Here is a 21,860-nt window from a genome sequence, read left to right as displayed (position 1 = left end):
CCGCCTCGATACTGACCCGCCAAATGCCACAGCCCGGTGAAGTTGTTGAACGGCCCACCCACGATCTGGCTCGTCCATTCGATGACGAAATTGCCCGCCCCATCGATGGTTCCGCGAATCGGGCTGGTTTTGCCCGGCAAGCCGCCGCCCGGTTTCGGCGACCCTTGATTGAATACCTGGTTGTTCCACGTCACGCCGAGACTGCTCAGATCCCCGGTCAGAACTCCACCGTCACTGAACAATTGCGGCAGCCCGGTGCCCGCACTCGTTTGCGGATCGGTGGGATTGGTGGCCGTCGCGAAATCCACGCCGTAGAACCGCACCGGCGTGGTCACCCGCCCCGACCGCGCATTGCCCGCGCCGTCGAAGGCCGCGTCCGGCTGCGGCTGATAGCTCCCGCTGATCAGCCCGCCATCGCTGCCCGCCGCCAGCGGTGTGACCGTCTGATCACTGCACTGCGAATCGCTGTTCTGCAGATACGGCCCGCTCGCATCGCCGGTGGGCAGAATCATCCGGAAGAAACTTCCGGTCACCGCGCCATTGGCGCAGACACCCGGTGCGAGCGCGAAAAGCCCGGTGAGTGGCGCGGGTTCGGCCCGCGCGAGCGGCGCGGCCAGTGCGCTGAGAGCAAGCGCGGCGACGGCCGCGGCGATTCGATTCGAATGACGTCCCATGGCGGGTTCCTCTGAGGTGAATGTGATGCTGATGGACTCCAACTGGTCGGGCAGCACACATATGGCAACTCGAGTCCGGGAGAAAGTCGCGGGTTGCGGTCACACTGAATGCAATCCTCGAAAATGGCGGTCACCGGGAAATCGCCGTTAGTCCGTCATTAGTGGCGCGTTGGAGCACACCCGCACCGTGGTGGCATGACGCGAAAAGCAGCCCACTACCTGATCGCCGCCCTGCTGGCCGTGCTCGCCGTGAGCGCCGGCCGGGTGATCGCCCACGCCACGCCCGCACCGGGTGAGTTCTACGAGACCACGTACACACTGGAGGGCGCCGACTACAAGGTGCAGGTACCCAATGTCGGCATCGACGGTGTCGACGGCGCGTACTACTGGGCCCGCCAGGACTTCAATGCCGCCATGAACGGGTACGCCGAGGCCTTCATCGGCTACGCGGGCGACGGCTACACCGTCAACACCTCTGTCAACTACCTCTACCTCGGCCATCACGTGCTCAGCGGCAAGATCGGCGTCTCGGTCTTCCAGCAGCAGGCCGCGCATCCGTGGGAGGAGTTCGCCACCCACAACACCAATACCCTGACCGGCGAAGCGATTACGCTCTCCACGCTGTTCTCCGATCTCGACGGCGCGTTGCAGCTGCTGTCCTCGCACGCGAACGAGGAGCTGACCTGGATGTTCGGGGCCGACGGCTACAGCCGTGACGCCGTCTCCGCCGACGCGGTCAACTTCGACAAGTGGGCGGTCTCCGACGACGGCATCCGCCTCTACCTCGGTGAGGTCGCCTCGCACGCCGCGGGCAATGTCGTGCTCACCCTGGCTTGGAAAAACTTCGGCTCGGTGCTGAACCCCGAGATGAAGGACGTGGTCGGGGCCTGATCGCCGGAACCATCCGACGCAGCGGATCGGACACCGCGGGAGAGTGTCCGATCCGCTGCGTCGCGTCCCGGATTGCCCCCGGTAAGCTCGCTTTTCGTGCATACGAACGGTCGCCGCAAGCTGGGGGTGATGGGCGGCACCTTCGATCCCATCCACCATGGTCACCTCGTCGCCGCCTCGGAGGTGGCGCAGCGCTTCGACCTGGACGAAGTGATCTTCGTTCCCACCGGACAGCCCTGGCAGAAATCCGACCGGCATGTATCGCCGGCCGAGGACCGCTACCTCATGACGGTCATCGCCACCGCCTCCAACCCGCGCTTCTCCGTCAGCCGCACCGACGTCGACCGGGGCAAGGAGACCTACACCGTCGACACCCTGCGTGACCTGGCCGAACAGCATCCCGACGCGGATCTGTACTTCATCACCGGAGCGGACGCACTGGCCAGCATCCTCACATGGCAGGATTGGTCCGAACTGTTCGAACTGGCGAAATTCGTCGGAGTGAGCCGTCCGGGGTACGAATTGAATATCGACCACCTGGCCGACCACCTGAAGAATTACCCCGCCGACACCGTCACGATGATCGAGATTCCGGCACTGGCCATCTCGTCCAGTGATTGTCGGCGGCGTGCGGGGGAGGGGCGGCCGGTGTGGTACCTCGTTCCGGACGGGGTCGTGCAATACATATCGAAGCGGCATCTCTACGCGCCGCGAAACGGTGCTCTGGGAAGAGCAGAGGGAAGGTAGCAGGGTGAGCGCATCGGCTGAAGCAGTGAAGATGGCCACGGTGGCCGCACTGGCCGCGGACGAGAAACTGGCTTCCGACGTGGTCGTGCTCGACGTGTCCGAGCAGCTGGTGATCACCGACTGCTTCGTCATCGCGTCCGCGCCCAACGAGCGCCAGGTCAACGCGATCGTCGACAATGTCGAGGAGAAGCTGCGCGAGGCCGGATACAAGCCGGTGCGCCGCGAGGGCACCCGCGAAGGCCGGTGGGCGCTGCTCGATTACATCGAGATCGTCATCCACATCCAGCACAATGACGAACGCGACTTCTACGGCCTGGAACGGCTGTGGAAGGACTGCCCGCAGGTGCCGATCGAGGGGCTGGGCACCCACAAGGACGAGGCCGCGGCGGCTGCCGGGGACGACGAGGCTGAGGACCAGTAGTGAGCAAGATGGCCGGCGTGCGGCGCCTGATTCTGTTGCGGCACGGGCAGACCGAATGGAATGCCTCCGATCGCATGCAGGGGCAGATCGATACGGAGCTCAGTGAGCTGGGGCGGCGTCAGGCCAAGGACTGCGCACCGGACATGGCCTGCCGGGATCTGGTGCACATCGTGTCCTCCGATCTCAAGCGGGCGCACGACACCGCCTTGGCCGTCTCCGACCACGCCGGACTGCCCGTGGTCACCGACCCGCGCCTGCGCGAAACCAACCTCGGCGAATGGGAGGGCCTGGACCACATCCAGGTCGACACCATGCATCCGGGCGCGCGCAAGGAATGGCGCATGGACCCGACCTTCACCCCGCCCGGCGGCGAATCCAAGCTCGAGGTCGGCGCGCGGGCGCTGCCGGTCGTGCACGAGCTGTTCAACGAGCGCGAGGACTGGCCCGGCCGTACCATTCTCCTGGTTGCGCACGGCGGGCTGATCGCGGCGCTGACCGCGGCAGTGCTCGAGCTCCCGCCCGCTAACTGGCCGGCCCTCGGTGGGCTCGCCAACACCAGCTGGGTGCAGCTGAGCAGCCACGGTCCCAGCTTCGAGCGGCCCGGGTGGCGCCTCGATGTGTGGAACGCGGCGGCGAAGGTAGCACCTGATGTCCTCTGATGAGAGCTCCGGCGAACGGCAAGTCTCCGACGAACTGCTGCGGCAGGCCAGCGAGGTGAAGCGGGTCCGGCAGCTGCCGGACGCGCTGTTCGGCTCGGATGCCGCTGCGCCGCAGGGCGATACCGATGCCGTTGCCGAGGTGAAGGCAGCCGGTGAGCGCAAGGTGCTCGTGGTCATCGGCGATTCGCTGTCCTACTTCGGGCCGAAGGGCGGACTGCCCGCCGACCACCCGCGGATCTGGCCGAATCTGGTTGCGGCCGAGCTCGACTGGGATGTGGAGCTGGTGGCGCGGATCGGGTGGACCTGCCGGGACGCCTACTGGGCGCTGATCGGCGACCCGCGCGTGTGGGCCGCGGTGCCGCGTGCGGGGGCGGTCGTATTCGCCACCGGCGGAATGGATTCGCTGCCCTCGCCGCTGCCCACCGCGCTGCGGGAGCTGATCCGGTACGTGCGGCCGTCGTCGGTGCGGCGGCGGGTGCGCGAGGCGTACAACTGGTTGCAGCCCAAGCTTTCCCCGCTCGGCTGGCCGGTGGCGCTGCCGCCGTCGGTGAGCGTCGACTACCTGGAGCAGTCGCGAAACTCGCTGGCGCAGTTGCGACCCGAGCTGCCCGTGGTGGGAGTGCTTCCGTCCGTGCACAAGTGCGAGGCGTACGCCTGCGTGCACACCGGGCGTGAGCCCATGGTGCAGGCCGTGCAGCAGTGGGCGGCCGAGCATGCGGTGCCGCTGGTAGACCTCGGAGAAGCCGTGCGGGACAACGTCTTCCACGGTGAAGCCAATCCGGACGGCATCCACTGGGGCTGGGAGGGTCACGAGGCCGTCGCCCGCGCCATGGTCAAGGTGCTGTCCGAGGCGTCCGCGCGCGAGGCCCGGACTGCATGAGGGAGGTCCGCTAGCCGATGGCCGTCGTGGTTGTCACCGACTCGTCGGCCAGTTTGCCCGCCGACCTCAGCGCCGAACTGGGCGTGCTCGCGGTTCCGCTGCATGTGCTGGTCGACGACCGGGAGATCCGGGAGGGCGTGGACGAATGCGATATCGACTACGGTTCGTCCACGGTCACCACATCGGCGGCCTCGCCGGGTGACCTGCGCGCCGCCTACGAGCGCGCGCTGGAGCTGAGCGAGGGCGATGGCGTTGTCGCCGTGCACCTTTCGCGTCAGCTCTCCGGCACCTGGGAAGCGGGCCGCCAGGCCGTGCGCGATATGGACGCCGCCGACCGGGTGCGACTGGTCGACTCGCTCAGCGCCGGACTCGGCACCGGGCTCACCGTGCTGGCCGCCGCCCGCCGCGCCCGCACCGGCGTACCCCTGGACATGGTCTACGACACCGCCGTCGCCGCCTCGGTGCGCAGCCGCGCCTTCATCGTGGTGAACCGCACCGAGCAGTTGCGTCGCGGTGGACGCTTGAGCAGCGCCGCGGCGTTCTTCGGCACCGAGCTGGTCACCAAGCCGATCCTGCAGATCGTGGACGGCCGCCTGGAACTGCGCGAGAAGGCCCGCACCCGCTCCAAGGCGTTCACCAAACTCATTGCGGCAGCGGTGGATGCGGCCGGCGACGACGGCGCGGCCGTGGCAGTCCAGCACCTGGGTGCGGAAGAGGCCGCCCACACCATCGCCGCCCAGCTCCGCGACCTCATCCCCGGCATTCGCGAGCTCATCATCGCCGAATTCGGACCAACCTTGGGAGTGCACCTCGGCATGGGTGCCGTCGGCGCCCTCGTGGTCCCCGGAGGCTGCGGCTGACCTGCGCGTTCCATTCCGGAATCCGCTTGTTCACATCACTTTTCGGCATCCACAGGCCGACGGAAAAGGCCAGGTCGCCACTCGGGCCGTGCTCGCCCTCGGCCCTACCGTGACCCCATGCCCCGAACCGACGAACCCACCCTCCACCGAGCCCGCTGGAACGACGAATCACTCGATGACGCTCTCGGCGAATCACCCACCCGCCCTTGGCGTCCCGACCGCACCGCCGGCGAGACCCTGCACGACCGGATCGTCCCCGAACGCTTCCACGGCACCCGCTGGGATCCCGGCCCCCGCGGCGTCCTGATCCTCGCCGCGGTAGGCATATTCGTGGTGCTGCTGGCCGCAACCTCCTCCTTCACCGACAGGCCGGCCGCCCACCCGGTCCCACCGATCACCCCGGTAGCCGCCACCGACCCGAACCACCGCACAACCGCGAACAACCCTGGGGCACAACCGGAAACGGCGACGACCGCCCCGGCGTCCACCAGTGCCCGCCCGTCCACGGCAGCCGAGGTGGTAGTCAGCGTCGTAGGCCTGGTCGAACACGGCGGCCTCCGCCGCTTCCCACCCGGCTCCCGAGTAGCCGACGCCATCAAAGCCGCCACACCGCACCCCGAAGCCGACCTCGCTGGCCTCAACCTGGCCCAGCCCCTCCACGACGGCGACCAGATCGTCATCGGCCGCACCGACCCCAACCCCGCCACCTCCCAGCACGGCAGCACCCTCACCAACGCCGCCCAATCCGCCGCCATCCCCGCGGCCCCCACCGAATCCCCCCGCCCCACAACCCCTCCCACCCGCGTAAACCTCAACACCGCAACAGAACCCGAACTCGACGCCCTCCCCGGCGTAGGCCCCGTCACCGCCCGCGCCATCCTCACCTGGCGCACCCAGCACGGCCGCTTCACCTCCATAGACCAACTCGCCGAAGTAGACGGCATCGGCCCCTCCCGCCTCGCCCGCCTCCGCAACTCGGTGACGATATGACCGCCCCGGGACCTCGCGCACCCGGCGAAGCGCCCATGGCCGCCGATGTGAATGCCGAAATGCCAGCTGCGCCGGAAGTTCTCGATGCTCGTCTGGTACCGGCGGCGCTTTGCTGCTGGGGAGCGACGATTGCCACGGTAGTGCTGGGCTGGTGGGTCGGGGTGGGATTGGCGGTCGGCTGTGGGGTTCTCGCTGTGGGGCTGTGGGTGTCGGTTGTCCGAGCGGCTGGGCCGGCTGTGGCGAGGGGGCGTATCCCTTGGCTGATCGGGCCGAGGGGGCGGGCTCCCGAGTCAGCCGGTGCGGGATGGGCAACTGCGGGGTGGGGTGGTCGCGTGAGGCTGATCCTGGTGGGCGCTTTGCTGATAGGGGCGGGGTTCGCGGGGGCGGCGGCGTGGCGGGAGTATCGGGTGCAGACGCATCCGCTGCGGGACGTGGTGCGGGGGAGTTCGCTGTGGGTCACCGTGGTTGCGGCGGATGATCCGAAGGTGTTGTCTGCCAAGGGATCCAGAAAGCGGCAGTGGATGACCAGGGCTGAGCTTGTCGAGTTTCGGGATGGGGTTCGGGGGGTTTCGGCCGGGGGAGATGTGGTCGTGATTTCTGGGGAGGCGGGGTGGCGGGGGTTGTTGCCGGGGCAGCGGGTGGTGTTCCGGGCTCGGGTGGACAAGCCTTGGCGGGCGGATCTGACGGTGGCGGTGTTGCGGGCACAGGGTGCGCCTGTCGAGGTGGGGGAGGCGTCGTGGTGGCAGCGGGCGGCGGGGCGGGTGCGGGCGAATTTCGCTGGGGCGGCACAGGAGTCGTTGTCGGAGGAGGCGGCGGGGCTGTTGCCGGGGTTGGTGATCGGAGATACGTCGCGGTTGTCGGAGGAGGTTCGGGCGGATTTTCGAGAGGTCGATCTCGCGCATTTGACTGCTGTCAGCGGTGCGAATGTGACGATTTTGCTTGGGGCGGTGTTGCTTTCGATGCGGGCGCTCACGGTGGACCTACGGGTGGGCGTCGCGGTGGCCGGAATCGCGCTGGTGCTGTTCGTGGTTCTGGCCCGGCCTTCGCCGAGTGTGCTGCGGGCGGCGGTCATGGGAGCTGTCGGGCTGCTGGGATTGTGTACGGGGTATCGGAAGCAGGCGCTACCTGCGTTGTGTACGGCGGTCATTCTGCTGCTCGCGTGGTCGCCCGCGCTGGCCGTGGACGCAGGATTCGCGCTATCGGTGCTGGCGACGGCCGGGCTTGTACTGCTCGCGCCCGGCTGGTCGGAATGGCTTCGGCGGCATGGCTGGCCGCGCCCGGTGGCGGATGCGGTGGCGGTGTCGGCGGCGGCGTTCGTGGTGACCGCACCGGTCATCGTTGCCATGACAGGTCACCTCAGCTTGGTCGGCATCGCGGTGAATGTGCTGGTGGAACCCGTGGTCGCACCGATTACGGTGCTCGGTGCGGCCGGGGCGCTGCTGTCGTGCGTGTGGTCCCCGCTGGCGGAATGGGAGCTGCACTGCACCGCACCACTGCTGTGGTGGCTGCTGACCGTGTCGGACCGGGCTGCCGCACTGGGTGCTTCGGCGGTGCTGCCGAGCGGCGTCCGATCCGGCGTCGCCGCCGCCGCGGTCTGCGCGGTGCTCATCGCGCTGCTACGCCCCGCGCCACATCGTGCGGAGGGGCGAGCGATGTGCCGTCCTCGTGCGGGCTTGTCGGGGCGGGCTCGTAGGATCGGGGCGTGAGCCAACGACCCGCGCCTCTGCATCTCGTGCTCGGTGACGAGGAATTGTTGATCGACAGGGCGGTGGCGGCGATTACCGCGCAGGCGCGGGCCGCCACCGACAATCCGGAGTCCATGCCGGTGGATCGGCTGCGGGCCGGGGATGCCAGTACCGCTGAGTTGGCGGAGTTGCTGAGTCCTTCGCTGTTCGCGGAGGACCGGGTGATCGTGCTGGAGTCGGCGGCCGAGGCCGGTAAGGACGCCGTCGCGGTGATTCAGGATGCCGCGCAGGCGCCGCCGGACGGGGTGGTGCTGGTGGTGCTGCATTCCGGGGGCGGGCGGGCCAAGGCGCTCGCGCCCGCACTGCAGAAGATGGGCGCGCAGGTGCACAACTGCGCGAAGCTCACCAAGGCCGGTGAGCGGGTCGAGTTCGTGCGCAATGAGTTTCGGGCCGCGAATGTCCGGGTGTCCGCGGACGTGGTGCACGCCCTCATCGAGTCGATCGGGTCCGACCTGCGGGAATTGGCCGCGGCCAGTTCGCAGTTGGTCGCCGACACCGGCGGCAAGGTGGATGTGGCGGCCGTGCGGCAGTACTACTCCGGCAAGGCCGAGGTGTCCGGTTTCGATGTGGCCGATCTCGCGGTGGCCGGGGATCGGGCCGCCGCCATGGAGGCGCTGCGCTGGGCCACCGATCGCGGTGTGCCCGCCGTGCTGCTGGCCGATGCCCTCGCCGACTCCGTGCACACCATCGCCCGCGTCGGCTCGGCCGGCCGCGGCGACCCCTTCAAGCTCGCCGGTGATCTCGGCATGCCGCCCTGGAAGGTGAAGAAGGCCCAGGGCCAGGCACGCGGCTGGAACGGCGCCTCCATCGGCGCCGCCCTCCAGGTGGTCGCCGGGCTCAATGCCGACGTCAAGGGCGGTGCGGCCGACGCCAACTACGCCCTCGAGCACGCCCTCGCCCGCATCCTCGACCTGCGCGAAAACGCCTGAGCGAGAGCGTTTTCGTCGGTTAGGCCGACGGCTGCCAGACGATGCGGCCGCCCTCGAACTCCTGGGCCTTGCCGCCCTCGTAGTCGTACTCGTCGCCGGTGGGCATGCCGTAGCGGCCGTTCTCGGCGCCATTGCGGACCCAGTCGTCGCGGATCGCGCCCCACACGATGTGGGCGCCGGTGCTCTGGGTGTAGTAGATCGCGCCGCCCGCGAAGAGCTGGCCGCGGCCGTTCTTCTTCCCGGCGGCCGTCTCATCGGTGATGGGGAAGCCGAGGGCGCTGTTCTCCCAGCCGACCGAGCCGTACTTCTCGAGCATCTTGCCGCTGATGGAATGCGCGGCCGTGCCGACGGACCAGTAGATGGTGCCGCCCTGGAACAGCTGGAAGCGGCCGGGTTTGGCGGTCGCGCCCTCATCGGCCACCGGATACTTCAGGGTGCCGTTGACGGACGCCAGATTGTTCCACTTGTCGCGGATGGCCCCGCCGACCGGATGCGCGTCGGTGGCCGGAGTCCAGTAGATCGACACATTGTTGGCGAAGTCCTGCTTCTTGCCGCCGCCCGCGGAATCGGTCTCGGGCCCGAGCGGTTCGCCGAAGAACGCCTCGCCACCCACCCGGTCGTAGGCGGCCTCGATGGCCCCGCCCACCTCGAACGGCCCGATGGGCCGCGCCGCGGCCACTCCGAGCCCGGTGGTCAGGGCGAGCGCGACGGCCCCCACCGCCACCCCGCCTCGCGGCCAGAAACGATTCTTACCCAGCGGCGTCACAAGTTCTCCCAACGCAGGTCATATCGGAAACCCCCGACAGTCTGTTGGCCATCCTGCTGTGAACCGCCCGCAACGGCAAGTGCGTGGTGCGCGTGCACGACCTCGACGGCACCCGAGCCGTGCGCAGAAGGCGCGGAGAGGCGGCACTGTACGACAAAAGCCGCCGTGGTCTTCGTGGCCACGGCGGCTGTGAAAAGCATTGTGCCGGTAGTGATACCGGAGAAAATCAGCCGAGCTTGTTGAAAGCCAGCGACAGCGCCGACTTCTTGTTGGCGGCCTGGTTGGAGTGGATGACACCCTTCGAGGCGGCCTTGTCCAGGCTCTTGCTCGCGCTCTGCAGCAGCTCGGCCGCCTTGTCCTTCTCGCCCGCCGCAGCGGCCTCGCGGAACTTGCGGATCGAGGTGCGCAGCGCGGACTTGACCGACTGGTTGCGCTGACGCGCAAGCTCGTTGGTGCGGATCCGCTTCATCTGGGACTTGATGTTGGCCACGCCTGTTTCCTCGTGTTCCTTCGTTTGGTGGGTATGCGGGGTGCAAAGTTCGTCGGGCCGCGCACTACAGGTAGAGGGCATGTAGGGCAGCGCCAGCAATCGAGGCTACCAGGCAACACGCCGGGGTATGAAATCGGCCCTTCTCGCGATCGGCTCGAAATCAGAAATTTATCGCCGTCCGGCAGCGTGTTGCCCCTGCGTGACGGACTATTTTTGCATGAGGGGCGCTCTCGAGATCGACGGTGCCGCGGGCGGTGTCTTCGACGGCTATGGTCCCGGCAAATACGCGCGGGCCTACGACGAAATGTTCGATCCGTCCGGCCGGGCGCGAGCCGCCTACCGGGGGATCTTCGCCGCGCTGGCGGCCATCGACGCCGACGATCTGGCCGCTCGCGCCGAAGCGCTGGCCCGCGCCTTCGTCGATCAGGGCATCACCTTCTCGCTGTCCGGTCAGGAGCGGCCGTTCCCGTTGGATCTGGTGCCCCGCGTGATCACCGCCACCGAATGGTCCAAACTCGAGCGCGGCATCCGGCAGCGGGTGCTGGCCCTGGAAGCCTTCCTGGCCGACGTGTACGGCGAGCAGATGATTCTGCGCGACCGGGTCATCCCCATGCGGCTGGTCACCTCCTGCCAGCATTTCCATCGCGAGGCCGCGGGCCTGGTGCCGCCCAACGGCGTGCGCATCCACGTGGCCGGGATCGATCTGATCCGCGACGAGCACGGCGACTTCCGGGTGCTCGAGGACAATCTGCGCTCCCCGTCGGGCGTCTCGTATGTGATGGAGAACCGCCGCACCATGGCGCGCGTGTTCCCCGATCTGTTCGCCTCGCACCGGGTGCGCGCGGTCGGCGACTATCCGAGTCATCTGCTGCGCGCCCTGCGCTGCGCCGCCGCACCCAACGAGGCCGACCCGACCGTGGTGGTGCTCACGCCCGGCGTCTACAACTCGGCCTATTTCGAGCATTCGCTGCTGGCCCGGCAGATGGGCGTGGAACTGGTCGAGGGGCGCGACCTGTTCTGCCGTGACAATGTCGTCTACATGCGCACCACCGCCGGGGAGCGGCAGGTGGACGTCATCTACCGGCGCATCGACGACACCTTCCTGGATCCCATGCAGTTCCGCCCGGATTCGATGCTCGGGATCGCCGGCATTCTCAATGCGGCGCGCGCGGGCACCGTGGTGCTGGCCAATGCCGTCGGCAATGGCGTCGGCGACGACAAACTCATCTACACCTATGTGCCCGCGTTCATCGAGTACTACCTGGGCGAGAAACCGATCCTGCCCAATGTCGACAGCTACCGCTGCTGGGAACCCGGAGAATGCGACGAGGTGCTGGATCGGGTCGGCGAACTGGTGGTGAAGCCGGTCGAAGGTTCCGGCGGCTACGGGATCGTGATCGGCCCCGACGCCAATCTCAAAGAGCTGGAAGCGGTTCGGCGCAAGGTGAAGGCGAATCCGCGCGGCTGGATCGCGCAGCCGGTCGTGCAATTGTCCACGGTCCCCGCCAAGGTCGGCGGGCGACTATTGCCCAGGCATGTGGATCTACGGCCGTTCGCGGTCAATGACGGCGACGACATCTTCGTTCTCCCCGGCGGTTTGACGCGGGTGGCGCTGCCGGACGGGTCGCTGGTGGTGAATTCCAGTCAGGGCGGGGGCAGCAAGGACACCTGGGTGCTCGCCCCGCGCACCTCCGTCGCCCAGCGCGAACTCGCGGGATCGCAGCTGGTGAGCGAACTCCACATCACCCGCGACCGGGATCAGTCCCGAGAGCCCTCGCCGACGCGGGCCAATCAGCAACAGCAGTAACGACAACAGCATTCGCGAGGGCCGCACGGGCGCCGGAGCGAAGCGGAGGCAGCGAGGGCAGAACCATGTTGGCGCGCAATGCCGAATCCCTGTTCTGGATCGGCAGATATGTCGAACGCGCCGAATATACGGCGCGCATTCTGGATGTCGCGGTGCATCAGCTCCTCGAGGACGCGACGGTGGATCCGGACCGGACGTCGCGGGTGCTGTTGAAAGTCCTCGGAATCGAGCCGCCCGGCCACGAATTGGATGTGTGGTCGGTGACCGAACTGGTGGCCTTCGGGCACGACAATGGCGGTTCGATCGTCGATTCCATCAGCCGGGCACGCGAGAATGCGCGCGGGGCAAGGGAAGTCACCTCCACCGAGATGTGGGAGTGCCTCAATGCCACCTACAACGGGCTGGCCAATGCCGAGCGCGCGGCCAGAGCGCTGGGCCCACATCAGTTCTGCCACTACATCACCGACCGGGCCGCCATGTTCGCCGGACTCTCGGATTCCACCCTGAGCCGGGACGACGGCTACCGGTTTCTGCTGCTGGGGCGTTCCATCGAACGCGTGGATATGACTGTGCGCCTGCTGCATTCACGCGCGGGTGATCGCACGTCCTCCCCGGCGTGGGTGACGGTGCTGCGCTCCGCCGGTGCGCACGATCCGTATCTGCGCACCCACCGCGGCGTTCTCGATGCCAATCAGATCGCCGAATTCATCCTGCTGGACCGGCTTTTCCCGCGCTCGGTCTTCCATTCCCTGCGGGTGGCCGAAGCCTGTCTGCAAGAACTGGATCAACGCCCCAACAGTCGTTTCGCCGCCAGGCACGAAGCCCACCGGCTGCTCGGCCGCGCCCGCAGCGAACTGGAATTCCTGCCCGCGCCCGTCCTGCTCGAGGACCTCCCCAGCCGCCTGCTGTGGCTCCAGGAAACCTGTCGCGAAGTGGGAGAAGCCGTGGCGCTGCAGTACTTCCACGCCGAATCCTGGGTCGCCTGGACCGGTCTGCACGGCCGCGACACCTCGCGGGTGGAGGAGGCGGTATGAGCGTCAGGCCCGGAGGCGGCAGCTTGCGTAACCACGCAGGGCCCCGCTCATACCGAGGAGTCACAGCATGAGTTGGCGCATGCGGTTGGTGCACACCACCGGGTATGTGTACGACGCGCCGGTCACGCGATCGTTCAACGAGGCGCGGCTCACCCCGCGTGCCGACAGCAGGCAGAACGTCATCCTCAACCGCGTCGAGACGGTGCCGTCGACCCGCTCCTACCGGTACACCGACTACTGGGGCACCACTGTCACCGCCTTCGATCTGCATGCCCCGCACACCGAATTGGAGGTCACCAGCGCCTCCGTGGTGGAAACCGAGCCGTTCGCCGGGCCCGCCGAGGAGTTGTCCTGGGAGCAGCTGCGCCACGACGCCATCGCCGATCGTTTCGACGAACTGCTCACGCCCACCGCGTATGTGCCGCGTGAACGCCGTCTCGCCCCCGTCGCCCGGCAACTCGCCCGGGGCGTCCCGCCCGCCAAAGCCGTTGTGCGTGGCGCGGAATGGGTGCACCGAGAGATGAACTACCTGGCCGGAACCACCTCCGTGCACACCTCCGCCGTGGAGGCTTTCGCGGAAAGGCGAGGCGTCTGCCAGGATTACGCGCACCTGACCCTGCTGCTGTTGCGCGGCATGGGAATCCCCAGCCGCTATGTCTCCGGCTATCTGCATCCCGACCCGGCCGCCGAGGTCGGGCACACGGTCGCGGGCCAGATGCACGCCTGGATCGAGGCCTGGACCGGGCAGTGGTGGGGCTACGACCCGACCAACAACATCCCTGTGACGGAGCAACACGTTTCAGTCGGTGTCGGTCGTGATTACGCCGATGTGCCCCCTTTGAAAGGTATCTTCAGCGGAAGCGGCTCGACCGATCTCGAGGTGGTTGTGGAGATCACTCGGCTCGCGTGATGCGTGACTCAAAGGACTATCCGGAAGGTGTCTGATGTCTCCCACAGCACAGGAAGTCGTCGAAGAACTAACGGAGCTCGAACCGATTCCCTTGGGCAGGAAACTGTTCGCCGAAGCCCTCGGCACTTTTGTGCTGGTGCTCGGCGGTGTCGGCACCGCGGTGCTGGCCGGGGACCGGGTGGGTTATCTCGGTGTGGCGCTGGCCTTCGGGTTCACGCTGATGTTCCTGGTGTACGCCATCGGGCCCATCTCGGGCTGTCATGTGAATCCGGCGGTGACGGTCGGGCAGTTCCTGCTCGGGCGGATCTCGGCGGTGGTCGCGGGGCTGTACTGGGTGGCGCAGATCGTCGGCGGTCTGCTCGGCGGCACGGTCATCTACGCGATCGCCAAGAACCTGCCCAGCTATGACCGGGCCAAGGACGGTCTCGGGGCGAACGGCTGGGGTGCGCACAGCCCGTCGGCGACCGAGCTCGCGGGCATCACCGTCAACGGGTACGGGCTGGCCGCGGCCATCACGGTCGAGATCGTGCTGACCGCGCTGCTGGTGTTCGTGGTGCTGGCGTCCACCGATCAGCTCTCGGATGTGCCGCTGGCGGGTCTGTCGATCGGCATCACGCTCGCGGTCATCCATCTGATCTCGATTCCGGTCGACAACACCTCGGTGAATCCGGCGCGCAGTATCGCCGTCGCGTTCTATCAGGACGGAGCGCCCGCGCAGCTGTGGGTGTTCATCGTGTTCCCGCTGATCGGCGGTGTGCTCGGGTCGCTGGTCTACGGCATTCTGTTCGGCCGTTCCCGGAATCTGGTGAGCTAGTCCCGCCCTCGTCATCCCGGCACGTTTTTGGCCGGGATCCACACGGTTGGTTGTGGATCCCGGCCAAAGGCACGCCGGGATGACGGAAGGTATTCAGTGCCAGTGGTATTCGGCGCACAGCCGGTGCGCGACCAGATCGAAGGTCTTGCGCTCCAGGATCGCGCCTTCGCGCCGGATGCCCGCCTCGGGCACATCCAGCACCCGGTCGAGCCGCACCCAGCTGGCCCGCCCCGCGTGATCCCACGGCCCCGCGCCGATGCCCACCCAGTTCGGGTGATGCGCGTGTTCCTCATTGGAGGACAGCATCAATCCGAGCAGCGTCCGGCCCTCCCGCCCGACCACCAGCACCGGACGGTCCTTGCCATTGGTCGGATCCTCCTCGTAGGGCACCCAGGTCCACACCACTTCACCCGGATCCGCCCGCCCGTCCAGCTGCGGGCTGTACACGATCTGCCGCGCGCGTTCCCGGCTCGGCACCCCGGCCGAGGAGGTCGGCCGAATCGCCGGTCCGGGCTTCTTGCGCGGCGTCGTCACCGCGCGCAGCGCCCGATCCCACATCGACGACTGCTGCACCCGTCCCATCAGCTTGGGCGCCTGGCGGCGGACGAGCTCCTGCCCCTGTTCCTTAGCCACATTCCCCAACTGCTTCCCCAGAGCGTTCCACCTGCCGGCCATGAACGGCAGCCTAGCGGCGGTTCGTCCGGTTCTCATCCGGGCCGGATTGTGCTGCGGGAAGCCGCAGTTCGCGGCTGGGGAACGCCGGGGCGCGAGCGTGTCGGGCGCGCACGTAGACTTTCGGGTTGACATGCCGCTGTTTTGCCATGCCGAGGAGTGACTCCGATTAGCAGCTTCGCCGATACGACGTTCACCGATCCGTCGCGGATCAGGAACTTCTGCATCATCGCGCACATCGACCACGGGAAATCGACCCTGGCCGATCGCATGCTGCAACTCACCGGGGTGGTGGAGGAGCGGGCCATGCGCGCCCAGTACCTCGATCGCATGGATATCGAGCGTGAGCGCGGCATCACCATCAAGGCGCAGAACGTGCGCCTGCCGTGGCAGGTCGACGGTGAGGACTATGTCCTGCACATGATCGACACGCCGGGCCACGTGGACTTCACCTATGAGGTGTCGCGGGCGCTGGAGGCCTGTGAGGGCGCGATCCTGCTGGTCGACGCCGCGCAGGGGATCGAGGCGCAGACGCTGGCCAATCTCTATCTGGCGCTGGAGAAGGATCTGGAGATCATTCCGGTCCTGAACAAGATCGATCTCCCGGCCGCCGACCCGGACCGCTACGCCGCCGAGATCGCGCACATCGTGGGCTGCGAGCCCGAGGACGTGCTGCGGGTGTCCGGCAAGACCGGCGTCGGCGTGGCCGAACTGCTGAACAAGGTGGTCGCGGACGTGCCCGCGCCGGTCGGCGAGGCGGACGCCCCGGCCCGCGCCATGATCTTCGACTCGGTGTACGACACCTACCGCGGCGTCGTCACCTACGTGCGTGTGGTGGACGGCAAGCTCACCCCGCGCACCAAGATCAAGATGATGTCCACCGGCGCGCAGCACGAACTGCTCGAGATCGGCATCGTCTCGCCCGAGCCCAAGCCCACCCAGGGCCTCGGCGTCGGCGAGGTGGGCTACCTCATCACCGGCGTGAAGGACGTGCGCCAGTCCAAGGTCGGTGACACCGTCACCACCGCGCGCGACGGGGCCACCGAAGCCCTTGCGGGATACCAGGATCCGCGCCCCATGGTCTACTCCGGCCTGTACCCGGTCGACGGCTCCGACTACCCGGACCTGCGCGACGCCCTGGACAAGCTGCAGCTCAACGATGCCGCGCTGACCTATGTGCCGGAAACCTCGGTGGCGCTGGGCTTCGGTTTCCGCTGCGGCTTCCTGGGTCTGCTGCACATGGAGATCACCCGCGAGCGGTTGCAGCGCGAATTCGATCTGGATCTCATCTCGACCGCGCCCAACGTGGTGTACCGGGTGATCCAGGAGGACAACACCGAGAAGATCGTCACCAACCCCTCGGACTGGCCGCCGGGCAAGCTCAAGCAGATCTTCGAGCCGATCACCAAGTGCACGATCATCGCGCCCAGCGAGTTCATCGGCACCATCATGGAACTGTGCCAGTCCAAGCGCGGTGAACTGCTCGGCATGGACTACCTGTCGGAGACTCGCGTGGAGATGCGCTACACGCTGCCCATGGCGGAGATCATCTTCGACTTCTTCGACTCGCTGAAGTCGCGCACCCGCGGTTACGCCTCACTCGATTACGAGGAGGCCGGCGAGCAGGAAGCCCAGCTGGTGAAGGTCGACATCCTGCTGCAGGGCGAGGCTGTCGACGCGTTCTCGGCCATCGTGCACAAGGACGCCGCGCAGGCGTACGGGCACAAGATGACCACCAAGCTGCGCGAACTCATTCCGCGGCAGCAGTTCGAGGTGCCCATCCAGGCCGCCATCGGCTCGAAGGTCATCGCGCGCGAGAACATCCGGGCGATCCGCAAGGACGTGCTCGCCAAGTGCTACGGCGGTGACATCAGCCGTAAGCGCAAGCTGCTCGAGAAGCAGAAGGAGGGCAAGAAGCGCATGAAGACCATCGGCCGGGTCGACGTGCCGCAGGAAGCCTTCGTGGCCGCGCTGTCCACCGAATCGAGCACGGACAAGCCCAAGAAATAGCGCAACCCCCGGCTCTCGGTGATCTCGTGCCCCCTGCCGGTCGGCGGCGGGGCACGGGGTTGGAAGATGGGGCGGTTTGTTGAGCAACCGAAAACAGGGGCTTCCGTCTTGATATGCAGGGTGACAAGCTATGGGTCGCACCACTGTGCACACCGTTACTGACCTGGCGGATGTGACAGCCGGAGTATCCGGAAATAAGGTGTGAAACAGACTTGATAACGGCGGTCTGCTCCGGCGGGCCGCCGCTCACCTGAGAGCGGAGCCTGTGCATGACGCGTGATCTGCCCTTCGACGATGATCCTGAAGCGGGCGAGTACGCGGAGGACACCGCCTACCGCATCGCGAGCGGGGTCGCGCGCGTCGCCCGGGCCGGCGCTTATGTCACGGGCGGAGCGCTCATCGCCGCCAGCGGAACCAAGGGCGGCACCCCCGCCATCGACCACGACAGCCGCAATGTGGGCTGGTCCCAGATCGACGATCCGGAAGCGGATGTGCCGAGCCCGACGCTCGACTTCCCCGACCTCGCGCCCGGCGCCACGGCACCCGGGTACAGCGGCGGATCGGGCATCTCGCCCGTGGGCATCCCCGGAACCTCCGCCGACAACGGCCACTACGGCACCGATGCCGGATTCACCCTCACGGGCCTCGGCTCCCAGTCCAATCCGTCCGGATTCCACGGTCTCGGCCTGCCCGACACCGACAACGGCTCGGGCTTCGGCCTGCCCATGGACAGCAATCCCGGCGGCGGCTTCCAGCTGCCCGGCACCGGCGGCGGCCAGCACACCGGAATGCCGCTGCCCAGCACCGGCGGCGCCTCGGAGAACGCCGGCTTCCAGCTGCCCACGCTCGGCGGCGCACCGAACTCCGGCTTCCAGCTGCCGACGCTCGACGGCGGACAGCACGCCGGATTCCAGCTGCCGACCATCGAGGATCACTCCGGTGGGGCGCTGGGGCTGCCCGACATCCCGGGCATGAAGCTCATGGGCACCGACATCTTCCAGCTGCCCGGCGACGCGAACCACCTCGCGGGCATCCAGAACCCCGCGCCCGGTGGCGTGGACAACGGTGCGGCCCAAGGCGGCACCGGCGTGTTCGTCGGCACCGACTGGGCCCTGGACGTGCACGTCGGCCTCGACGGCGTCTGGGTGACCTCGGACCTCGCGGTGAATATCGGTGTCGGACAGGTCGGCTCGCAGCTCGACCAGTTCCAGCAGCGCATGGACGACGGAATCACCAACTCGCCCATCAAGACCGGGCTGGAGAAGGCGACCGGCGGCGACAATGCCGCGAACCCCCTTGCCGCGGTGAACAATGCGCCCGGCGCCGCCGCCAATTCCCATGGCGCCCAGAACGGCTCGGCCGGTGGGTACACGAATCCCGGTGGCGCGCACGGCGCTCCGGGTGAGGGTGCGCACGGTTCCGGTGTGGTCGCGGCCGGATCGAGTCCGGCCGCAGGTCATTCCGGTACGGGTGCCGGTTCCGGTCACGGCACTGGAACTTCCGGTGCCGCAGGCGGTTCGGCGGGTGCCGCGAGCGGTTCGGCCCTCGGCGGATCCGGTGGAGTGCCGGGTCACGGCGCAGGCGCCCCCGGCGCTGCGTTCGGTGGTGCGGGCACGCCCGGCGCATCGATGGGCGGCGTCGGCACGGCCGGTCCGTCGATCGGATCGGGTGCCGTCGCGCCCGCTGCCGCTCCTGCCGTGGTGGCTCCCGCCGCCCCCGCCATCGCTCCGGCGGCCTCGGTCGCGCCGGTGTCGGTCGCGCCGATGGCTCCGGCCGTGGTCGCGCCCGTCGCGCCGCTGGCTGTCGCGCAGCCGGTGGTGACCACACCGTTGCAGACCACCATTCAGCCCGATGCCGCGCTGCATCCCGTCGCGAATGTGCTGACCGCGTCCGGTGTTTCGCCGTTGACCGCGCCCGCCGCCACCGCGCCGGCACTGTTCGACAGCGCCCGGCAGCCGGTGCTCGCCGCGAATCAGCCCGGGACGGCGGACAATCCGGCCTCGCTGATCTCGCAGCCGGTGCCGTTGACCAGTGCCCCGGGCGCGACCGTGCCCAGCGTGAGCGTGCCCGCGACCGGTAACACCGGTGTCGGGCTGACCACCGCGCCGACGGCGCCGACCGTGCCCACGGTGCCGGGTTCCGTCACCGATATCGTGAAGCCGACCGTCACCGGTCCCGCGCTCACCACCGCGCCGGGCGGCACCACCGCAGGCGGCGCGACCACCGGCGGCGGCACCACGGCCGGTGGCAACACCACGGGCGGCAGCGCCGGCGGCGGCACCACCGCGCCCATCGTCACCGGGGACACCGATATCACCACGCAGCCGCACAGCGGCGGCCCGACGGTGACCGTGCCCACCGATGTCGACGGCGGCGTGACCAACCCGCCGACGGTGCACAACCCCACCCATCCGACGGTGACCGTGCCCACCAATGACATCGACGTGCCCACCGCCCCCAGCGTGGCCGCCCCGCCGGCCGTCAGTGCGCCCGCGACCGTGCCGTCGGTTCCGGTCGTGCCGCCGACCGTGCAGGTGCCGACCACGCAGAAGCCGATCGACGTCGCCCCCGTGCCGGTGAAACCCGTTGCGGCCGTGACCGATTCGGGCTCGCACTCGCTGACCGACGATTCCGGCCTGTACGCCGCGCATCATGCCGGTCTCAGCGCGGGGCTGGTGCCCGAACCCGTTTTCGCCGAGACCCACCATCAGGGCCACGGTTGGTACGACCACACGCTGCTCCTGTGAGCCGCCCGGAACACCGTGCCGTGGTGAAGAATCCGGACGCGCTGGGTCCGCTGGTGGCGATGCTCGACGAGCTGCTGGCGCTGACCCATGCCGCCGGGCGCACCGATCTCGCTCAGCGCCTGGGTATTTCGCGTGCCCGGGTGGCCGATCCGCGGGTGCGGCTGGTGGTGCTGGGCGAATCCAAGTCCGGCATGAGCACGCTGGTGAACAGCCTGGTGGGCGCGCCGGTCAGCGCCACCGATACGCAGGACAGCGTGCCGGTGATCGCCGAATACGGTCAGCAGCCGACTGCCACCCTGGTGCGCACCAGTCCCGGCGGGACCGCCGAACGCCACACCGTGGACCCGGCCGACGTGCCGGCCGAACTCGGCACCGGCACCGTGGTGCGGGCCGAATTCACCCAGCCCAGCCCGCTTTTGGCGGAGGGCTTCGTGCTGCTGGACGCGCCCGGTTCGCCGGGCGACACCCCGGCCGCCTGGTCGCTGCTGGCCGCGGCCGACGCGGTGCTCTATGTGGCCGATGCCGGGTCGCCGTTCTCGACGGCGCAGATCGAGCAGCTGCAGCGCATTCAGCAGGTGTGCCCGACGGTCATCTGCGTGCTCAACAAGATCGATCAGTTCCCGCAGTGGCCGCAGGTGCAGCAGCGGGACCGGCAGCTGCTCGACGCCGCCGGGCTGGCCTTCGCGGTCGCCCCGGCCTCGGCCCGACTACACCAGCAGGCCGCCACCACCGGTGACACTCGCCTGGATCTGGAATCCGGTGTGCCGCAACTGCTCGACCATCTACGCGGATATGTGCTGGGGCAGGCCGACACCGTCGCCGCCGACGCCGCCGTCCGCGATATCCAGCTCATCACCGATCATCTGGCGCTGGCCCTGCGCACCGAGGCCGAGACGCTGCGCGACCCGCGCCGCTACATGGTCATCACCGAACAGCTGCGCCGCACCCGCGAGGAAGCCGAACAGCTGCGCGCCCGCACCTCCAACTGGCAGGTCGCCCTCGCCGACGGCGCGGCCGAATTGATGGCCGACACCGAACACGATCTGCGGCACCGGCTGCGCAGCCTCATCCGCGACGCCGAAGCCGACATCATGAAGCGTGATCCGGCCAAGCGCTGGCCGGAGTTCGGCGCGGAGCTGGACGCCAAGATCTGCGAGGCGGTGGAGGAGAACTTCGTCATCGCGCACTACCGGTCGGTGGAGCTGGCCGAGCAGGTGGCGGCCAAGTTCCCCGACAGCGGCGTGCCGACTCCCGAACTGCGCCTGGACAATCCGGGTGATGTCGGCGAGGTGCTCGAGCATGTGGCGTCGCTGGATTCGCTGATCAGCGCGGAGACCCGGATCACCGATCAGGCGCTCACCACGGTGCGCGGGTCCTACGGCGGCATCCTCATGGTCGGTCTGGCCACCAGTGCGGCGGGACTGTCGCTGGTGAACTGGTATTCCGGTGCGGCGGGTGTGCTGCTGGGCGGGCACGCGCTGTGGGAGGATCGCCGCTCGCGCAAGCAGCGCCGCCAGGCCGAGGCCAAGGTGGCGGTGGCGCGGCTCATGGACGATGTGATCTTCCAGGTGGGCAAGGAATCGCGCTTCCGGCTGCGGGCGGTGCAGCGCGATCTGCGCGACCATTTCACCGAGATCGCCAATCACACACTGCGTTCGGTGGACGCCTCGCTGCGCGCCGCCGAGGAGGCCGCCGTCGTGCACTCCGGTCAGGGGCGCGAGCAGCGGCTCACCGAGATCGAGAAGTCTCTGGTGCGCATTCGGGATCTGCGCGAACGCGCCGACGCCTTCGGCGAGAACCGTTCGTACTGAACG

19 protein-coding genes and 1 pseudogene are annotated in these 21,860 nt (G+C 68.3%); 16 read left to right on the top strand and 4 right to left on the bottom strand.

Annotated features, from left to right (window positions below; genetic code table 11):
- Positions 1 to 2: 2 nt before the first annotated feature.
- A pseudogene (locus H0264_RS34130) lies at positions 3 to 674 on the bottom strand (hypothetical protein); the annotation flags it as partial.
- 195 nt (positions 675 to 869) lie between these two features.
- On the opposite strand from H0264_RS34130, the gene H0264_RS34125 reads away from it, so the two are divergent.
- The 9 genes from H0264_RS34125 (at position 870) to holA (ending at position 8,796) form a co-directional block, all read left to right on the top strand.
- The gene (locus H0264_RS34125; protein WP_181581350.1) at positions 870 to 1,565 is read left to right on the top strand and encodes an RsiV family protein; all 696 of its coding nucleotides are present in this window, start codon (positions 870 to 872) and stop codon (positions 1,563 to 1,565) included.
- 96 nt (positions 1,566 to 1,661) lie between these two features.
- On the top strand, positions 1,662 to 2,312 hold the full coding sequence (gene nadD, locus H0264_RS34120) for a nicotinate-nucleotide adenylyltransferase (protein WP_181581349.1): 651 nt from the start codon (positions 1,662 to 1,664) through the stop codon (positions 2,310 to 2,312).
- Between the two features lie 4 nt (positions 2,313 to 2,316).
- Complete coding sequence (gene rsfS / locus H0264_RS34115; RefSeq protein WP_181581348.1) at positions 2,317 to 2,733, top strand: ribosome silencing factor; 417 nt, start codon at positions 2,317 to 2,319, stop codon at positions 2,731 to 2,733.
- 8 nt (positions 2,734 to 2,741) lie between these two features.
- Positions 2,742 to 3,392, top strand: coding sequence for a histidine phosphatase family protein (locus H0264_RS34110; protein WP_181586042.1), 651 nt, complete (start codon positions 2,742 to 2,744; stop codon positions 3,390 to 3,392).
- The gene (gene octT, locus H0264_RS34105) at positions 3,382 to 4,272 is read left to right on the top strand and encodes a diglucosylglycerate octanoyltransferase (RefSeq protein WP_181581347.1); all 891 of its coding nucleotides are present in this window, start codon (positions 3,382 to 3,384) and stop codon (positions 4,270 to 4,272) included. Before H0264_RS34110 ends, octT begins: the two co-directional genes overlap by 11 nt.
- 17 nt (positions 4,273 to 4,289) lie before the next feature.
- Positions 4,290 to 5,132, top strand: a complete 843-nt coding sequence (locus tag H0264_RS34100; protein ID WP_181581346.1) for a DegV family protein — start codon at positions 4,290 to 4,292, stop codon at positions 5,130 to 5,132.
- A gap of 117 nt (positions 5,133 to 5,249) precedes the next feature.
- Complete coding sequence (locus H0264_RS34095) at positions 5,250 to 6,122, top strand: ComEA family DNA-binding protein (RefSeq protein WP_181581345.1); 873 nt, start codon at positions 5,250 to 5,252, stop codon at positions 6,120 to 6,122.
- A 332-nt stretch (positions 6,123 to 6,454) separates the two neighbouring features.
- Positions 6,455 to 7,828: a ComEC/Rec2 family competence protein gene (locus H0264_RS34090; protein WP_244976031.1), complete on the top strand. Its 1,374-nt coding sequence runs from the start codon at positions 6,455 to 6,457 to the stop codon at positions 7,826 to 7,828.
- On the top strand, positions 7,825 to 8,796 hold the full coding sequence (gene holA / locus H0264_RS34085) for a DNA polymerase III subunit delta (RefSeq protein ID WP_181581344.1): 972 nt from the start codon (positions 7,825 to 7,827) through the stop codon (positions 8,794 to 8,796). Before H0264_RS34090 ends, holA begins: the two co-directional genes overlap by 4 nt.
- Before the next feature lie 19 nt (positions 8,797 to 8,815).
- Here the strand turns inward: holA and H0264_RS34080 are convergent, their stop codons facing one another.
- Complete coding sequence (locus H0264_RS34080; RefSeq protein WP_231084466.1) at positions 8,816 to 9,562, bottom strand: LGFP repeat-containing protein; 747 nt, start codon at positions 9,560 to 9,562, stop codon at positions 8,816 to 8,818.
- A gap of 226 nt (positions 9,563 to 9,788) precedes the next feature.
- Positions 9,789 to 10,052 (bottom strand): 30S ribosomal protein S20, encoded by a 264-nt coding sequence (gene rpsT, locus H0264_RS34075; protein ID WP_181581343.1) that lies wholly within the window; start codon positions 10,050 to 10,052, stop codon positions 9,789 to 9,791.
- 217 nt (positions 10,053 to 10,269) lie between these two features.
- On the opposite strand from rpsT, the gene H0264_RS34070 reads away from it, so the two are divergent.
- The 4 genes from H0264_RS34070 to H0264_RS34055 all read left to right on the top strand — a co-directional run bounded on the left by H0264_RS34070 (position 10,270) and on the right by H0264_RS34055 (position 14,617).
- Positions 10,270 to 11,859 (top strand): circularly permuted type 2 ATP-grasp protein, encoded by a 1,590-nt coding sequence (locus H0264_RS34070; RefSeq protein ID WP_181581342.1) that lies wholly within the window; start codon positions 10,270 to 10,272, stop codon positions 11,857 to 11,859.
- 65 nt (positions 11,860 to 11,924) lie between these two features.
- Positions 11,925 to 12,893, top strand: a complete 969-nt coding sequence (locus H0264_RS34065) for an alpha-E domain-containing protein (protein ID WP_181581341.1) — start codon at positions 11,925 to 11,927, stop codon at positions 12,891 to 12,893.
- Between the two features lie 67 nt (positions 12,894 to 12,960).
- Positions 12,961 to 13,803 carry a transglutaminase family protein gene (locus H0264_RS34060; protein WP_181581340.1) on the top strand — a complete coding sequence of 281 codons (843 nt, stop codon included), beginning with the start codon at positions 12,961 to 12,963 and terminating at the stop codon, positions 13,801 to 13,803.
- Positions 13,804 to 13,837: 34 nt separating this feature from the next.
- Positions 13,838 to 14,617, top strand: a complete 780-nt coding sequence (locus tag H0264_RS34055; protein WP_181581339.1) for an aquaporin — start codon at positions 13,838 to 13,840, stop codon at positions 14,615 to 14,617.
- A gap of 93 nt (positions 14,618 to 14,710) precedes the next feature.
- Here H0264_RS34055 and H0264_RS34050 read toward each other — a convergent pair whose 3' ends face one another.
- Positions 14,711 to 15,292, bottom strand: a complete 582-nt coding sequence (locus tag H0264_RS34050) for a type II toxin-antitoxin system PemK/MazF family toxin (RefSeq protein ID WP_181581338.1) — start codon at positions 15,290 to 15,292, stop codon at positions 14,711 to 14,713.
- Between the two features lie 156 nt (positions 15,293 to 15,448).
- On the opposite strand from H0264_RS34050, the gene lepA reads away from it, so the two are divergent.
- The 3 genes from lepA to H0264_RS34035 all read left to right on the top strand — a co-directional run bounded on the left by lepA (position 15,449) and on the right by H0264_RS34035 (position 21,857).
- Positions 15,449 to 17,299 carry a translation elongation factor 4 gene (gene lepA, locus H0264_RS34045; RefSeq protein WP_231084470.1) on the top strand — a complete coding sequence of 617 codons (1,851 nt, stop codon included), beginning with the start codon at positions 15,449 to 15,451 and terminating at the stop codon, positions 17,297 to 17,299.
- 269 nt (positions 17,300 to 17,568) lie between these two features.
- A complete protein-coding gene (locus H0264_RS34040) occupies positions 17,569 to 20,046 on the top strand; it encodes a hypothetical protein (protein WP_181581337.1) in 2,478 nt (825 codons plus the stop codon).
- On the top strand, positions 20,043 to 21,857 hold the full coding sequence (locus H0264_RS34035) for a P-loop NTPase family protein (RefSeq protein ID WP_231084472.1): 1,815 nt from the start codon (positions 20,043 to 20,045) through the stop codon (positions 21,855 to 21,857). The genes H0264_RS34040 and H0264_RS34035 overlap by 4 nt, the downstream gene beginning before the upstream one ends.
- Positions 21,858 to 21,860: the final 3 nt, after the last annotated feature.

Source organism: Nocardia huaxiensis, assembly GCF_013744875.1.
In the GTDB taxonomy this organism is placed as follows: Bacteria; Actinomycetota; Actinomycetes; order Mycobacteriales; family Mycobacteriaceae; genus Nocardia; species Nocardia huaxiensis.
This window is presented reverse-complemented; position numbering and strand designations above follow the sequence as displayed.

Coding starts and splice junctions, on each gene's coding strand:
- H0264_RS34125 (WP_181581350.1), top strand. CDS start 870: ATGACGCGAAAAGCAGCCCACTACCTGATCGCCGCCCTGCTGGCCGTG.
- H0264_RS34110 (WP_181586042.1), top strand. CDS start 2,742: ATGGCCGGCGTGCGGCGCCTGATTCTGTTGCGGCACGGGCAGACCGAA.
- octT (WP_181581347.1), top strand. CDS start 3,382: ATGTCCTCTGATGAGAGCTCCGGCGAACGGCAAGTCTCCGACGAACTG.
- H0264_RS34100 (WP_181581346.1), top strand. CDS start 4,290: ATGGCCGTCGTGGTTGTCACCGACTCGTCGGCCAGTTTGCCCGCCGAC.
- H0264_RS34095 (WP_181581345.1), top strand. CDS start 5,250: ATGCCCCGAACCGACGAACCCACCCTCCACCGAGCCCGCTGGAACGAC.
- H0264_RS34070 (WP_181581342.1), top strand. CDS start 10,270: ATGAGGGGCGCTCTCGAGATCGACGGTGCCGCGGGCGGTGTCTTCGAC.
- H0264_RS34065 (WP_181581341.1), top strand. CDS start 11,925: ATGTTGGCGCGCAATGCCGAATCCCTGTTCTGGATCGGCAGATATGTC.
- H0264_RS34060 (WP_181581340.1), top strand. CDS start 12,961: ATGAGTTGGCGCATGCGGTTGGTGCACACCACCGGGTATGTGTACGAC.
- H0264_RS34055 (WP_181581339.1), top strand. CDS start 13,838: ATGTCTCCCACAGCACAGGAAGTCGTCGAAGAACTAACGGAGCTCGAA.
- H0264_RS34050 (WP_181581338.1), bottom strand. CDS start 15,292: ATGGCCGGCAGGTGGAACGCTCTGGGGAAGCAGTTGGGGAATGTGGCT.
- H0264_RS34040 (WP_181581337.1), top strand. CDS start 17,569: ATGACGCGTGATCTGCCCTTCGACGATGATCCTGAAGCGGGCGAGTAC.